The sequence below is a fragment of the Parvimonas sp. D9 genome, assembly GCF_035282565.1.
GTDB classification, from domain to species: Bacteria; Bacillota; Clostridia; order Tissierellales; family Peptoniphilaceae; genus Parvimonas; species Parvimonas micra.
The window spans coordinates 1-16301 of record NZ_JAYKBM010000002.1; the positions used below are offsets into that span (position 1 = coordinate 1).

A 16301-nucleotide genomic window follows, 5' to 3' on the forward strand; every position below is an offset into this window, starting at 1 on the left:
TATTATACTACTATTAATTTAAAAAAGCAACTTATAGGTTTCTTTTTTTGTAAAAAAAAACTGATATCTCTTCTTTAAATTTGATTAGATAAGTCATTTTATGTTATACTAATGAAGTATAAGGCTTAATACTTGCTATCTAAATCATTCTTTTGTAGCAAGCACAGTAAGTGTCCGTACACTTACGGAAAAATTGATGAAGCAGCCTTCGGGATCTGCTTCTTTTTTTATCAATTTTTAGCTTGTTAGGGAGACCCTAATACCCCCGAAATTCACACAAAGGAGGAAAATATACCTATGGCAAATAGGATACGAAATGAACGACTTGAAATTAAGTTGACCAAAGAAGAAAAAGCTCTTTTTGAGGAGAAAAGAAAGCTCGCAAGGTGCAGAAATATGAGCCACTTTATCCGCAAATGCGTTTTAGAAAAAGAAATTTATCAAATAGATTTAGAACCGTTTAGAGATTTACAAGGCTTACTTTCCAACGCAACAAACAACATCAATCAGATTGCAAAGCGAGTAAATTCGACCGGTGTTATCTACAAAGAGGACATAGGCGATATGAAAAAAGAGATTGAACATTTCTCAAAAGAACTGTGGCAAATTCATTCCTTGCTTCTAAACAGGACTTCCGGAGGTGATTAAAATTTATGGCGATTACAAAAATACACCCTATAAAATCAACCCTTCATCTTGCTATTGACTATATTGTTAATGGAGATAAAACAGATGAACAGCTTTTAGTCAGTACGCATAAATGCCATCAGTCAACTGCTCATACTCAGTTTTTAAGGACAAGAGGGGAGGCGGGAACTAAGGGAACTGTCCTTGCAAGACATCTGATTCAATCTTTTTTACCGGGAGAAACAACGCCTGAAATGGCACATCAAATCGGTCTTGAGTTATGTAAAAAGATACTCAAAGATGAGTATGAGTTTGTCTTATCGACGCACATAGATAAAGGGCATATCCATAATCATATCATCTTCAATAATGTAAATATGGTTACCGGTAAATGCTATCAGTCGAACAAGAAAAGCTATCATAAGATCCGTTACCAGAGCGATAAGCTATGCAAAGAAAACAACCTATCTGTCATTGATGAGTTTTACGAAAGTTATAAGAAAAAATACAAAACAAGCGGAAAGTCTTGGTATGAAAATGAGCAGGCAAAGAAAGGGACTTCTTGGAAAAGTAGGCTTCAATTTGATATTGACAGAATGATAAAACAGTCTAAGGATTGGGATGAATTTCTAAGGAAAATGGCTGAGCTTGGATATGAAATTAAGTATGGCAAACATATTGCTTTTAAGCCAAAAGATAAGCCGAGATTTACCAGAGCCAAAACAATCGGAGAAGATTACACTGAAGAAAGATTAAAAGAACGCCTTGCAGAAAGATCATCTATTAAAACCCATGCTGTCAAAAAACGCATCGGCAATGTTATTGATATGAACACCAATATGAAAGTAAAAGAAAGCAAAGGCTATGAATATTGGGCAACCAAACATAACCTTAATACAATGGCTGAGTCTGTTATCTTCCTTAGAGAACACGGCATAAAATCTGTTCAGCAGCTTGACGAATTTATCAAGAAAAGTGCTGATGAAAGACAAAATTTACAGGATAAAATCAAGGCGATTGATAAGGAAATGGAACAGTTATCCACTACGATGGAGCAAGTTCATATTGTCAAAAAATATCGTGCCTATTACAAGGAATATAAGGCGAATCCGTCTGATAGGGCATTTTTTGAGGAATACAAAGCTCAGATTACCCTCTATGAAAATGCTCTTTCCGAGCTTAAAAAGTCTTATTCCAAGCTTCCAAATTCAAAGGAGATTTTGGATAGGCTTGATAAATTGCAAGAAAAAAAGAATACCCTCATGCAAGAGTATTCTTCCTCAAAATCTGCTATGGACGAGCTTTACAAGATACGCAAAAACTATGGAATCTATATGGGTAAGGAGATGGAGAGATAAATCTTCATCTCTTTTATCTTTCATATCTTTTTTCTATTTTTGCGGATTCCACATTGTCATTTTCTTGTTTTTGTATTTGCTCTATTCTTTTTTCAACGGTGCTTTACAACATCTAATTTAGCTTCTATGGATAGCTCCCTAACCGAATGTATTACCTCATCCCAAGTATATTCGCCTGCATATTTAAACTTTTTCTGATAAATGTTCCACAACCTTTTCATACCTTCATCTGATTTTACTATCTTCAATACGCTTTCTGCATTTTCTAAAAGGTTAAAATTTCCTCGTTTCTTAGCAGTTCTCTCTAACGCTAAAGCTAATATATCAGCATCTATATTTTGTGATTTTAAGAGTATGTGAATATCATAAAAATCCCTCATTCTTGTATTGGTTACGGATCTTGAAATGACAGTCTCCAGCTTTTCTGCCAAGACCGTTTCAATAGGATATGTCATAATGGGGATTGTTCTATCTTCAAACATCAGTTTGTATGAATAGGCTATTTCTCTTGGAGTAATCACATCACCTGTAGAAATATCAATCTTCAAAGGAATAACTGCTCCATCTAATACAGCATCCATACTGAATCGTATCCCTGAATATTCTGCTTCATCCATAATTTCCGATACTTTTTTAATTCTGAACTTCACATTATCATCTAAATCTATATTTGAAATTTCTGTAATTGTACACTCCATATCAACTATCGTTACAGGAATACCTTTAATGGTAGTGTCTATATCCATTGTAGCCCTTGCCTCTACCCCTACAAAAGCTGCTACCAACATTCCGCCTTTTAGGATAAAACTTCCATTGTATTTTGATGAAGATACTCGCTCTAAAAACCGCTCCATCATATATTTTCTAATCAGTACATGGGCTTCAATACCGACTTCTTTTGACAAATTTCGTATCAAATCTTTTAGTTGTTTTGATGAATGAATCATTATAATAACACCTCCAAATATTTACTTAACATATGATTTACTCGAAGTTTTTTTGCATATTCCATAAGCAGGTGCAAATTCTTGTCTTTACGCCTGATATACTGCTTCATTGCATCCTGAAAAATTTGAATTTCAATTTGTGAACGACTACGAATCATATCACAAACAGTTCGCTCAGGATTATAGATGAAAACTTCATTTCCAAAAGGTGTTTTTGCTTTTGAAATCCCAAGTTCAAAAAAGTCTTTTTTAATAGAGAATACTTTTACACCATCTTCTCTTAAATGAGTGGCATTATATCCACTTTTTACCGTAACAGTATATTGCAGCGGCTCTTGATCCGTCATATCAAGCAGAAACAAGGCTGTATCGTGAGAAAAGATTGTTTTCGGGCAACGAAGCTGTAATAAGTACAGTCCATCTTTCCATACATCCGGAGAACAATAAATTCCATGTGAAATACGCTCATAATTATATTTTTCTACAAATTTTGCCAAAGTCGTTTTAGAAATTCCTTTACTGATGACTTCTGAAGTTCTTAAAACTCCATTACCCGCAGTTGAAATTTCCCCAATCTGTTCTAACTGGTTCATGAACTCACTTCCTTTCACGCTCTTATTATATATTATATAAGCGTAAAAGTAAATATATAGACAAAAAAAGAGCCGGTGCAGCCCTAAAGACCACACCGACCATCATCTTATCTTTCCGTTTCTTTTGACGATTCCTGCTTTACTTTCGGTTTTTCTTTATCTTCTGCCTGATATTCTTTGATAGCACTAAGTATGGATTTTTTACCGTTTTCTTGACCTTTTTCAGAATTGAGCAAGGTATTTAACTTAGCATTCATTTTTTCAATATCTGCTCTAATCTGTCCTGATTGCTCCCAAGAATCTGCATAAAACAAGTCTTTTTCTCTTTCTTCTATCTCGCTTTTCAATTTAGCAATCTCTTGACTCTTATCCTGTCCTTTCATCTGTTCTTTTGCCTTTAAGAGCTTTGAGGATAATATTCTTACATTGCTGTGTTCCTTGCCGTTATCATCAATGGAAGTTCTGATTTGTCCGAATAACTTTACGAAATCTCCCTGTTTAAAGTCCTTTGGAAGTTCACTCTTTTCTCCATAAGCGGAGCAATTATGATATACCTTATTTCCCTCATCATCTTTGGAAACTACGGAGAAATTTGCCACCTTAAAGGCTTCTCCGTTCTTGTTTTCTCTTTCAACTACATCGACCTTACCTACAATATTTCCAACGATATTTATAAGGTCATCTTTCTCCTGCTGAACATAGGGAAGGTCTTTTATCTGCCCCTGTTCCCTTAAATCCTCAATCATGTAATCGAAATCTTCATGAAGCAGATTGATGGTGTCATTTGCCATATAAGCATCATATAGCTTATCTAATGCACTTTCATCGTTAATGCCTTTTTCCATGCTAATAACCGCCTTCACAAAATCTTTGTGGTTATCCTTTGCCATATCTTCAATTCTATCCCTTATTGTTTTGTAACCCATGTTTTTATATCTCCTTTCATGGTAAAAGGGAGCTTATAAGCTCCCTTATCTTGCATATTCCTGTTCTTTTGTAGTTTGTTTATCTTCCGTTTTGCTTTCACTTTGATAAGCTCTGATCTGTCCTAAAATAGACGGTTTATCTTCCGTTCTTTGAGAAGTTTCCTCTTTTGTATGAAGATTATCTTCCACATCATAGGTTGATTCAAAGTAATCACTGTCCCTGAAATCATTGTCATATCTGTCGATGATACCGTCATTATCGAGGTCTTTTGCAAGCGGATCATAGAAGTTTCCTTCATCATCAATCTCAAGTCCCGTTGCTGCTCTTAAATCTTCCGAGTCCACATAGACTAAATCTTCAAAAGAGGATAGCTCAATCTCATTTTTCATGTTCTTTAGAGCTTCATTTTCTCCTTTGTTCTCATAATCAAAGCTCTCTGTTTTGATTGGAGTATCATCAATGTACTGTGTCCATGTGTAATCCTCTAAATTCAGTTCGTACTGAATCCCATGCCTTTCATCCGGTGTATCAGTATAAGCAATTCCTATGTGCTTTAAGTCAGGGTATAGTGTGTCAAACTCATCATAGCTGTGGTTTTCTTCATACTCTCTGTTACAGAAGTCAATAATCGCTCGTTTTACATCTTCCACAAGGGGATTGTCATTTCTCTTTTCTTCCACTTCTCCCATATCAAGCAGCTTATTCAGTTCGGCAAGCCTTAATACTTTAGTTTTCAGTTCATCTGCCTTTTCAAACGGCTTTTTAAGTTCTTCTTTGGCATTTTCAAGCTGTTCTTTGGTGCTGACGAGCTTTTCTTCAAGTCTATTTAATTTCTCAGGCATTTTCTCAAGAGCATTATCCAGTCTTGTTATATTACCGTCTGCACTTGTGCCAAGCTCTCCTGAATACTTTGCAGCACCGTTTAAGCTGAAATTCTGCTCGTTGGTAAAGAAGTTATAGCTGACCTCCAAGTCCATATTTCTATACTTGCCTATTACCTTGCTTTCATTGATTTTTACTTTAGAAATGGCTTCAAGGAGCTTTTCTCCGGCTATCTTTTTATCTGAAATTTTCTCGCCATTTATCGTGATGGAAGTAAACTTTTCCTCTCCTTCCGCTTTCGGCTCAACCTCTGATATGTCTTTCTTTACAGCTTCAATGAGTTTTTCCGTTTTTGCAATTTCTTCCGGATAGGTTTTTGCCACCTTGTCCTCCAGACGATAGCGATTTGACTTGTAGTTTGCTTCCAACATTTTAAGTTTCGTAACCTCATTATCCAAGTCCATCTTCTCTTTAATCTTTGGATCGCCCGTAGCCAACGCTTTAATCTCGGCATAGTTTAAGCTGCTTTCGTCCACATCTTCCGCCACTCTGACAGGTGTTTTACTTGTCATAATCTGAGAAATAAACTTTTGCTTATTTTCGATCGTCTGCCAAAGGTACGCATCAAAGGTATTCTCAGTTACATAACGATAGATATTCACTTCCTTATTTTCGTTTCCCTGTCTTACAATTCTACCTGCTCTTTGCTCTAAGTCCGCAGGACGCCATGGGACATCCAAATCATGAAGTGCGATTAGCTTGTTTTGCACATTCGTTCCGGCTCCCATCTTCTGAGTAGAGCCGAGCAATATCCTCACATCTCCTTTTCTTACCTTTGCAAATAGTTCATCCTTTTGCTTATCGGAATTTGCCTCATGGATAAAAGCTATTTCTTGTTTCGGGATTCCCATTGCAACGAGCTTTTCTCGAATATCATCATAGATATTAAACTCTCCATCTCCTTTCGGTGTGGACATATCGGAAAATAGAAGCTGTGTTGACCTATCATCTTTTGTCTTTTCCCAAATACTAAAGACATTTTTCACGCAAACATTGACTTTGCTGTCCGAATTATCAGGGAGTAGGGGATTGATCAGCCTTTGGTCGAGAGCCAGTTTTTTGCCGTCATTCGTAATTTTGAGCATATTATCTTCATCAGGTTCTACCACTCTATTTCTAACCTTATCCGCTCTTTCAGATAATCCTTTTAGGATTTCTTTTTGTTCCTCGCTCGGCAAGGTCTTAATCACTTCATAGTGTGCTTCAGGTGTCGGAAGGTTAAGCATATCTGCTGTCTGAATATCCGCAACTTCCTTAAACATACTCATCAGCTCAGGCAGATTGTAGAACTTTGAAAATCTTGTTTTCACTCTGTATCCTGTTCCTTCAGGAGCAAGTTCAAAGGCGGACTGAGTTTCTCCAAAGGTACTTGCCCAAGCATCAAAATGCTCCAAGTGATTCTTCTTTAGGTTTTCATACTGAAGATAACGCTGCATGGTGTAAAGCTCGGTCATAGAATTTGATACAGGCGTTCCTGTTGCAAAGACTATTCCTTTTCCATTTGTCATCTCGTCCATATAGCGACACTTCATAAACATATCAGAGGACTTAAAGGCTTCCGATTGCCCGATTCCTGCAACATTACGCATTTTTGTATGAAGATACAAATTCTTAAATCCATGTGCTTCATCGACAAAGAGCTTATCTACACCAAGTTCCTCGAAAGTAATGACATCGTCTTTCTTAAAATCATCGTTTAATTTTTCAAGCCTTGCTTCCAGTTTTTTCTTTGTTTTTTCAAGCTGCTTTACCGTAAAGTTCTGATTTCTGTCATGCTTGTATTCCTCAATATAATTCAAGATTTCATCAATCTGATCCTGAATATGTTTCTCCTGATATTCCTTACTCATTGGGATTTTTTCAAACTGCGTATGACCGATTACAACCGCATCATATTCTCCGGTAGCAATCTTACCGATAAACCTCTTTCTGTTTCTTGGCTCAAAGTCTTTTTTATCAGCCACCATAATGTTAGCTGACGGATAAAGCTGCATAAATTCTCTGCCTATCTGTCCTGTTAAGTGATTCGGCACAACAAATAAAGACTTAGAACACATTCCAAGCCTTTTAGATTCCATTGCGGAAGCGACCATCTCAAAGGTCTTTCCACTTCCTACCACATGAGCAAGTAAGGTATTCCCTCCGTAAAGGCTTCTTGCAATGGCGTTTCTTTGATGAGGTCTAAGCTCTATTTCTGTATTCATTCCCTCAAAAGAGAGATTACTTCCGTCATATTCACGATTTCTGATAGAGTTAAAACGCTCATTGTAGAGCTTTACAAGTCTGCTTCTTCTTTCCTGATCACTAAATATCCAGTTCTTAAATTCTTCTTTTAGAAGCTCCTGTTTCTGTCCTGCAAGGAGAGTTTCCTTTTTATTTAAGACAGAACTTTTTGAGCCATCCGGATTTTCAATCTGGTCAAAGACCTTTGTTTCTTTAAGATTTAAGGCATCTTCAATCAGCTTATATCCGTTTACCCTTGATGTTCCGTAGGTCATTTCTGCAAGATCGTTGCCCTTATCTCTGCTCTTTCCTTCAATATTCCATTCGCTTGTCAGGTTTGAGAATTTGACTTTAATATCCCATTTGGCATAACCCGGAGTTTTAAGTGTTTCAAAGATGAATTTCTCTATATCCTTAATCGGTATCCAAGTTGCACCAAGACGAACGCTGATTTCACTTGCTTCCAGTTCTTTCGGTAATACTTTGGTAAGTTCCGCCTTTTGGTATTCCAAACGGTTCATCTCATAGCTTATCAGCTCTTTTTCTTTGCCATCTTCCGCATATCCAAGATGAGGTAGTTCTCTTTCGGTCTGTCTTAACTTTGAAAGATAGCTGTCTACAATGGCAATCTTATCCCTTATATTTCCACTTAGGTATTCGTCCTTTGTTACATAGCCATACTTATATGAATTGCTGCCGTTTGCACAGGCAAAAGGTAAATCTCCATCTTCGGGGTTAAATGATAGCGGTCTGTAAAAGTTCTGTTCTTCCCTGATACTTAGATAAATCTCTCCCCTTAATTCTTCTATTAGAGTAGGTCGAACTTTTCCTGTCAGGCTTTCCATATAGTCAAAGTCCACATAACCTTTTTCAGACATAGATAAGACAAGGGCTTCAAGGGAAGTATCTACATGTTCGATTGTCTTTGCTTTTGTAATGGTTCTTTTATTGAAAATATCTCCCTTTGCCTTAAAGTTTTCTTCTTCATCAAGGATTTCAATGGAGGAAACAAGCGGGAAGTTACTGTCCTCTTTTAAGGCTCTGGTATTACTTAGGTTATTGACATAGCCATGCTTTTTAGAAAAACTGTCATAGACTTCATTGAGCTTTTCCTGTGATTTTTTCACTTCATCGTCGGAAAAATCTTCCTTTTGTTTGTAAATGACATCTTTAAGGGCAGTATTCAGCTCAAGATAATCTTTAATCTTTTCTTTGTTTTTGTCCGTTATCTCTTTTTTTACAAAAAAAGAATTTTCCCTGTAATACACTTCGTCATCAATGATAGTATATGAAAAATTTTTGACATCATCTGTGGCAGGGATAGATGTGATTTCATCATCAAGCAGCTCTATTTCCTCATACTTTGCGTTCTTTGATATTTCTGTACCTGCTTTTGTAAGTAATTCCTTTAAGTCAGCATTTTCTTTCGGTAGACAAGCAAGGGTATTTCCAAATCTTCCTGATACTTCACGCATTGTGCCGAGTACCTGTTCGGGATGATCTACAAAGTATTTGTTATATACAAGTCCCTTTTCATCTTCAGATAGATGTACCCAGTCATCATCCCTTTCTCTAATACTATCTCTTTTCTTTAGGAAAATAATGTCCGATGTTACTTCCGTTCCTGCAACGCCCTTAAAGGTATCGTTTGGAAGTCTGATGGCTCCTAAAAACTCCGCCCTTGCTGCAATGTATCGTCTGACACTTTCGTCCTTTTTATCCATTGTTCCACTTGATGTGATAAAGGCGATAATACCGCCGTTTCTGACTTTATCAATGGATTTCGCAAAGAAATAATCATGGATCAAGAAGTTATTTTTGTTATACTCTCTGTCATTTACCTTATACTCGCCAAACGGCACATTTCCAATCACAGCATCGAAGAAGTTATTGGAAAAGGAAGTTTCTTCTAGTCCTTTAATCTGTATATCACTTTCAGGGTATAGGAGTTTTCCAATTCGACCGCTTACTGAGTCAAGCTCCACACCATAAAACTTGGACTTTTTCATTTCATCAGGAAGATTACCGATAAAGTTTCCGATGCCCATTGACGGCTCTAAGATATTACCACTCTTAAAGCCCATTCCTGACAGGGTAGAGTAGATACTGTCAATCACTGTTTTCGGTGTGTAAAAGCTCGTTAAGGTAGATTCTCTTGCAGCTTCGTATTCTGCCTGCGATAGATTTTCTTTTAAGAAACTTCTTGCTTCTTTCCATTGACCACCTCTTTCTTTATCAAATACTTCAGATAATCCGCCCCAACCGACATATTTTGCCAAGGCTTCCTGAGCTGTGCTGTCAAGCTCTCTTTGTCCGCTTTCAATGCGGTTAAGCATAGAGATCGCTTCAAGGTTATTATTTAATCTTTCGCTCGGACTTAGTTTTTCAGGGAGGATTTCTTCGGTAATCTTAAAGTTATGAGCTTCTATTTTTAGTTTTTCTGCCTTTTCATCAATGTCTTGAATTGTATCTTTAGCTTTCTTGTATGTCAGATTTTCAAATATTCGATCAAGATCTCTTTCTAAACAATAGGGAATGACATCTGAGCCTGTTATCATACCGCCGAGATATTCGGTATTGTCCATAACCGTTACGGTCTTTAGGTTGTTTCCCATATTGTCAAAGCGGGTAATGGTACAGTCCTTATCCTTGTATTTCACTTCATCGCCAACTAAAAAGCTCGGTCTTTCAAGGCTTATCTTTCTTAATAGCTCCTCATTATTCATAAACGGTACGATTGCAATTTGCCTATTTCCATCTCTTGCCGGATAAAGCCATACCTCCGGCTTTCCGTTTACTTTATTTTTTTCAATATCCCTTGCGATATATGCTTCATGGTCAAAATAGACGGTATCACCTTGTTTCACTGCAAATTGTTCTGTAAGACTTTCTTCTTTTTCATTCAGTTCTACTTCTTCTTTTTGCTGAATGTAGTCAAATAGGGTAGGTTGAACAGGACTTTTCTCAAGTGTTTCTTCCATTTCTTCAAAGTTTTCATAAGTTTTATACTCGGCTGTATCTATTCTTAAATGTTCTTTTAGTTCATACGCTGTATAGCCGTAGCTGTCTATCAGTTCATCAACCTTTTTGCTATCTTCATAGCTCTCTCCATAAAACAGCTTGTACTTTACACCACCAAGAGCCACGCTATTTTTCGCTTCGGATAAATTGATATGAGCTACATCAGACTTATCTGCCACAATGAACTCTGTGCCGACCTTAATAGCAATTTTTTCATCAGGCAGGGCATTTATGTCATCTGCTTCTTTTTCTTTATCCTCTGCATTAACATCTGATAATTTGTTCCTATCGTTGATAATCCCCTCGGCTTCTTCTAATGAAATTCCCATTTCATCACTAAGATAAAAGATTTCCTGTTCCTTATGATTCTCTTTTGAGGAAAGCTGCCCGTTAAATACTCGGTCTATTTCTTCCTCGCTCATCTGTTTTACAAGCTCTGTATCTTTAATCTCTCGAAAAGTCTTTGGAAAATCCTCTAAAATAAGTCTTTGTGCGTTTAGTTCCTTCAGTTCCTCAAGATTGAAATATCCCCATTCAGGTTCAATCCCTAAAACAAGACCAAAAGCATCACCGCTTTCTCTGTCGTACTCCGTCATATACCAAGTCCAGTTGCTTCTAAAAGGAATGATATATGCTGCATGAACTTCCTTATCCGCTAAATCAATTTCTTCCTGTGCGTAAAGTTCCGGTACTCTTTCAAGCATTTCCTTTGTCATCAGATTTTCAGGTTCATCTTTAGAATAATATTGTGATTTTTGTGGCTCTTTTTCTTCTTCTCTCTCTGCCTTACTTTCTATTTTCTTTTCTTCAAGATAAAGATTTTTAGAAAGCAGCTCATCAATATGCTTTGCCACACTTGACCAAGTAAGGAACACATCGCTGCAATCATTCTTTTCCAGTTTTATTCCTTTGGCATCATGCCATTCTCCACTGCCTGTCAAACCTGATACCGCATGGCTTCTTCCTCCTGTTCCGTATTCATCTTTTAAAAAGTCGGCTTTTTCCTGTAAAGTATGGTTCTCTTTGAAAAACTCGGTAATTCTCTCTTTTCCTCTATCTACTCCGCTTCCCATTGAAAGTGTGGCAAGGATTTCATCTCCCGTAATAAAGGCTTTTACTTTTGGAAGTTCAGTAAGATTAGAAGTATATTCTTTTCTTGGCAGTGCAAGCTCCTGTAACTTCTGATAAAGGCTGTCCACCTTATGATAGTGAAACCTTAGTACCTCTCTATCTTCTCTATATGCTTCTAAAAATCGTCCATACTCTTTGATAACATCTACAAGGTATTCAGGATTTTTCAGTGCCTCGGATAATCGTTTTGTTTCATCCGGAAAGCCACCTCCCTTTTCGAGAAATTCAAAAAAGCCTTGTTCTTTTCCTTCCTCACTCAAATCGTGAATGAGATACCATAGGGATTCTGAAATTCTGTCCCTTTCATAGTCTAAGGCTTCCTGTAGTTCCACATTTGTGGCAAATTCTCCGCTGTTAAGAAGTTCAGCAATTCTGTTTGCAGCATTACCCCAACTTAAAACTTGTGTGTCATCTTCTCTTGCTGATGTTCCGGAAGAAAAGTGAAGTCCCTTATCCGAATACCAAGCTGAGATTTCACTTCCGTCAATGATATAGCCGTTTCCCCCTTGAAAAGTATTTTTAAGATATTCTCCCAATTCTTCATTGCTTTTTCCTTTGGAAAACTCGGCAATGATAGGAAGTCTGCCCCCATCGTGATTTCCCCCGTTAATAAGGACAGTATCTATATCTTTCTGAGCAAGAGGGATGCTAAGCCTTATCTGTCCGTAAGAGTTTTCAGGCAAATAAAAAGAAGCCTTGTCAGCTTCTCTTATCTCTACTTCAGTATTTTCTTTTAGATTTCGACGATTTCCTTGATGGTCATTTCCTTCAAGGCTGAAATCATCGCCCCATACTGTGGATTGTTCTTGTCCTCTATCTTCCAAGACTTCATCAGCTTCGGCTTCTCTGTCCTCATAAATGCTATCGCCTGTTTCTGAATATCCATCAGGTGTTCTGTCAGCTTCTTCTCCTTGTATAGATCCACTAACATCTCGAAGCGGCTCTGCTCCTCGCTCTGTGAAAGATAATCCAGCCTCATCACTGCGTAGGTCGGATTCGGATATTCCTTGATGAATTCCATCTGTTCCTCCAAGCTGCTTAGTGTATTCTCCCTGATTTTGACTGCTATCTCCTCCGTACTCTCCATTTCTGAAAACTCGCTCGGGTTCACTAATTCTTTCCTTATCATCTCGTCGAAGTACATGGTTTTCTCCTTCCTCAATTTCTTCTCTAATCTTATTATATCCTGCTTCTCTGCTTCTCAAAACTCCTTTTTGAAGCTCTATCTCTTTGCTCTTTTGAATGGTTGTATCTATGATATTTCCGCTAATATCCGATACGGTTTCACCAAGACTCATAATGGATATGCTGTCCAGTCTTTTGAAATTTTCTCTTAACAGCTCCTTATCCATCGGATAATCCATCTTAAATCTTGAAGCTACCGCATAGCTGATGGAATCCCTGACGAATTTGACAAAGGATATTCTGTCCTCATCAACTATTCTAAGCTCATTCATCAGGTTGTCTATCTTTTCATCGCCATAAATTCTGCTTAAAGAAAAGATATTTTCAAGGATACTTTCGCTTTCTTCATAGCTTTCACTTGCTATCATTTCCTTTAAGACCTTTTGATGAGCTTCTTTATCAAATCGCCAAAGATTGACCTCATTGACATCTCTGTTTCTTGAAACGGTCTGGCTTACATCAAAGATGTAGTCCACTCTCTTTTTTATGCCGAAATCTTCTAAGATCGGAATTCCTTTTTGTCCTCGCATAACGGTTCGATGAAAGCGTTCACGCCAATAATCGAACTTGGCACAGGCTGTCGCTTCCGGATTTTTATCATAGATACTTAACTGACTTCTAAAGTCATATCTTTGATTGTTCCCGACAACCTTCAGGAGCTTTAAATATTCCGCTTCACTATGCAGAATGTCCTGTTTTACAAGTTCCAAAATGTTATGAAAATCATTGATTCGCATTTTTACCTCCTTTTTCTAATATTCTTTTTTCCTATTCATTCTTCTGGTGTTCCTCCACCGTATGTTTTATCTGTTCCTCAATCTTTTCTAAAAATTCTTTTTTGGAAGATTTGCCCTGTGCTATTTCAGACAATTCCATTTCCCACTGTGCCGTCATTTCTGCTGATTTGAAGTTATCTGCAACAATCTCAATCAGGCTTTTTCCTTTCGGTGTTGCAATCAGATTCTTCTTATCTCGTTCAATAAATTCTTTGTAAATCAGATTTTCAATAATGCCTGCTCTTGTTGCCGGTGTTCCAAGTCCTTCTCTTTCCACTTCAACACCTTTTTCCAATGCATCATTACCTGCAAGCTCCATAGCTTTTAAGAGTGTGTCCTCTGTAAAGTGTTTCGGAGGCTGAGTGTATTTTTCTTTAATCTCTTTATTTTCAATGGTAATAACATCTCCAATGCTTACATCAGGAAGCTCCATGTCCTCATTCTTCTTAGATTTGTATTCTTTAAGGTATTTTGTAAAGCCCTCCTCTTTAATTACCTTGCCGGTACTTGTAAATTCAAAACCGTCAAATTCAGCTACAATTTTAGTAGTATTTTGGGTGAGTGGATAGCCTACACTTGCGTGAAACTTATTAGAAATCAGTCGATATACTTTTGCTTCACTTTCAGGAAGTTTTGATATATCTTCACTGAGCGATGATACGGTCGGGATAATCGCATGATGATCCGTAACTTTTTTAGAGTTGAATACTACCTTGATACGCCCTGTATCAAAATCATTTTTTCCTAAGATATTGTTGACTGTGCTTGTAATCATATCTTCGGTTAAATATCTGCTGTCCGTTCTTGGATAAGTAATCAGCTTCTTTTCGTATAAACTCTGTGCGTAATCAAGGGTTTGTTTTGCACTGTATCCGAAATACTTATTGCACTCTCTTTGCAAGGTTGTAAGGTCAAAGGGCAGATCAGGCTTTATAATTTTCTCTTTCTGAATGACATCCGCAATTTCTATTCTGTTTTCGAGTAAATTTTTAAGCTGTTCTGCCACTTCCAAGCTGTCAATTCGTTCTGTCGAAAGAGTAAAGCCGTCAAGTTCAGTTTCTACCGTATAGTATTTTTCTTTCTTAAAGTTGGCTATCTCGTCATCTCTTTTAACAATCATGGAAAGGGTAGGTGTCTGAACTCTGCCCACAGAATAGTTTTGCTTATACATGCAGGAATAAAGCCTGCTGATATTCATCCCGACAAGCCAATCTGCTACCATCCTTGCCTGTGCCGACTCAAAAAGATTGTCATAGTCTTTTCCGTCTTTTAGCTTATCAAAGCCGTCTTTAATTGCAGAATCTTCCATTGATGAAATCCAAAGCCTTTTCATCTTCTTTTTACAGCTTGCCTGAAGATATACAAGTCTAAAGATAGCTTCTCCCTCTCGTCCTGCATCACAGGCATTGATAACTGTATCAATTTCCTTATCGTTCATCAGTTTTTTAAGTGTATTAAACTGCTTTTTCGTTGCCTTTGCCACCTCGTACTGATACTCACTTGGAATAATCGGCAAGTCGTCAATATTCCATTTTGCATACTTTTCATCATAAGAATCGGGATTTGCCATTTGAATTAAATGCCCGACACACCAGCTTACTCTGTACCCGTTACCCTCATAGTGTCCGTCTTTTTTATTCTTTGCCCCAATCACTTTGGCAATGGATAAGGCAACGCTTGGTTTTTCTGCTATCACAAGTTCCATATCGTTTTTCCTCCTTGTTCTCAGTAAAATAGGGCGAAAGTTGTAGTTCTCTCGCCCTGTGTTATGTTCTGAATATTATATGTTTTTCGTGAAGAATTATTCTTCTAATTCATCTTCACTGTCATCTGTTTCTGTTTCATCTTCCATTTTCTGATTTTCAACTTCTTCATTTTCCATTTCTTCGCTGCCTTCCGCTTCCGAGAAAAAATCATCATCTTCCTCTAAGGCTTCCAGTTCCTTATCTTCTTTCTTCTTTGCTACCTTAAAATAATAGCCTGCTCCCAACGCCCCCAAAGTTACAAGAGCAAGCAGGATATATGTTCCGGTGCTGCTTTTTTCTTCCTTTTTTTCAGGCTTTGTTTCTTCTTTCGCTTCGTCCTTTATGGATTCTTCCTTAACTACTTCTTTCGGTTTTTCCTTTGCTTCAACCATATTGAGCAGATCATCTTCGGAAACTTCGGTAAGGAGCATTACATTTTCTCCCTGTTCATCGTGATTGATAATGAGGTGAAAGGTCTTACCGTTCTTCGTCTTAAAGGTAATAAACTGTCTGGCGTCAGCGGAATATTTATCGGTTTCCTTATTCTCCTTATCGCTGTTATGATGAATCGGATAATCTTGATTGGCATTATCCTTGTTTTCCGTAACGGAAGCCCTTGCTTTTGAGGGAGCGGAAGCCACTCCCTTATTTGTATTTGCCTTTTCACCGTTTGAAGCTGCATTATTTTGTTTTAAGTTCTCAGGTTCTTTCGCATTTAACTTATTGGGATAGCGGACTTCTTTTTCTTCTTCCTTTTTAATAACTGTAATTTCCGGTTTTTTCGGTTCTTCTTTTAGTGTTTCCTGTGCTGCTTCTTTTTCATCAACCCGTGCATAGGCTACCGATGGGTAAGCTGCCATAATGACCATAACTGCAAGAAGCAAAG

The 16301-nt window shown here is 37.5% G+C and carries 7 protein-coding genes and 1 pseudogene; 2 read left to right on the top strand and 6 right to left on the bottom strand.

The window, feature by feature from the left end:
* The first annotated feature begins 297 nt into the window (after window positions 1-297).
* Together VJI94_RS02260 and VJI94_RS02265 are read left to right on the top strand one after the other, a co-directional pair.
* A complete protein-coding gene (locus tag VJI94_RS02260; RefSeq protein ID WP_005539291.1) occupies window positions 298-648 on the top strand; it encodes a plasmid mobilization protein in 351 nt (116 codons plus the stop codon).
* A gap of 5 nt (window positions 649-653) precedes the next feature.
* Entirely contained in the window at window positions 654-1985 is a 1332-nt protein-coding gene (locus VJI94_RS02265) for a relaxase/mobilization nuclease domain-containing protein (RefSeq protein WP_324008177.1), read from the top strand.
* Window positions 1986-2077: 92 nt separating this feature from the next.
* On the opposite strand, the gene VJI94_RS02270 is transcribed toward VJI94_RS02265, so the two are convergent.
* From VJI94_RS02270 to VJI94_RS02295, 6 genes and pseudogenes are all read right to left on the bottom strand, one after another.
* Complete coding sequence (locus tag VJI94_RS02270) at window positions 2078-2932, bottom strand: nucleotidyl transferase AbiEii/AbiGii toxin family protein (protein ID WP_324008178.1); 855 nt, start codon at window positions 2930-2932, stop codon at window positions 2078-2080.
* Window positions 2932-3525 (bottom strand): type IV toxin-antitoxin system AbiEi family antitoxin domain-containing protein, encoded by a 594-nt coding sequence (locus tag VJI94_RS02275; RefSeq protein ID WP_228637066.1) that lies wholly within the window; start codon window positions 3523-3525, stop codon window positions 2932-2934. The genes VJI94_RS02270 and VJI94_RS02275 overlap by 1 nt, the downstream gene beginning before the upstream one ends.
* 107 nt (window positions 3526-3632) lie before the next feature.
* Window positions 3633-4451: a single-stranded DNA-binding protein gene (locus VJI94_RS02280; protein ID WP_416383673.1), complete on the bottom strand. Its 819-nt coding sequence runs from the start codon at window positions 4449-4451 to the stop codon at window positions 3633-3635.
* 45 nt (window positions 4452-4496) lie between these two features.
* Complete coding sequence (locus VJI94_RS02285) at window positions 4497-13631, bottom strand: helicase-related protein (protein ID WP_324008179.1); 9135 nt, start codon at window positions 13629-13631, stop codon at window positions 4497-4499.
* Between the two features lie 31 nt (window positions 13632-13662).
* Entirely contained in the window at window positions 13663-15375 is a 1713-nt protein-coding gene (locus VJI94_RS02290; RefSeq protein WP_324008180.1) for a DNA topoisomerase 3, read from the bottom strand.
* 96 nt (window positions 15376-15471) lie between these two features.
* Window positions 15472-16071: pseudogene (locus VJI94_RS02295) on the bottom strand (CD1107 family mobile element protein); the annotation flags it as partial.
* Between the last annotated feature and the right edge of the window lie 230 nt (window positions 16072-16301).

Excerpts from the sequence above, each read along its gene's own strand:
- VJI94_RS02260 (WP_005539291.1), top strand. The coding sequence starts at position 298 with ATGGCAAATAGGATACGAAATGAACGACTTGAAATTAAGTTGACCAAA.
- VJI94_RS02265 (WP_324008177.1), top strand. The coding sequence starts at position 654 with ATGGCGATTACAAAAATACACCCTATAAAATCAACCCTTCATCTTGCT.
- VJI94_RS02270 (WP_324008178.1), bottom strand. The coding sequence starts at position 2,932 with ATGATTCATTCATCAAAACAACTAAAAGATTTGATACGAAATTTGTCA.
- VJI94_RS02275 (WP_228637066.1), bottom strand. The coding sequence starts at position 3,525 with ATGAACCAGTTAGAACAGATTGGGGAAATTTCAACTGCGGGTAATGGA.
- VJI94_RS02280 (WP_416383673.1), bottom strand. The coding sequence starts at position 4,451 with ATGGGTTACAAAACAATAAGGGATAGAATTGAAGATATGGCAAAGGAT.
- VJI94_RS02285 (WP_324008179.1), bottom strand. The coding sequence starts at position 13,631 with ATGCGAATCAATGATTTTCATAACATTTTGGAACTTGTAAAACAGGAC.
- VJI94_RS02290 (WP_324008180.1), bottom strand. The coding sequence starts at position 15,375 with ATGGAACTTGTGATAGCAGAAAAACCAAGCGTTGCCTTATCCATTGCC.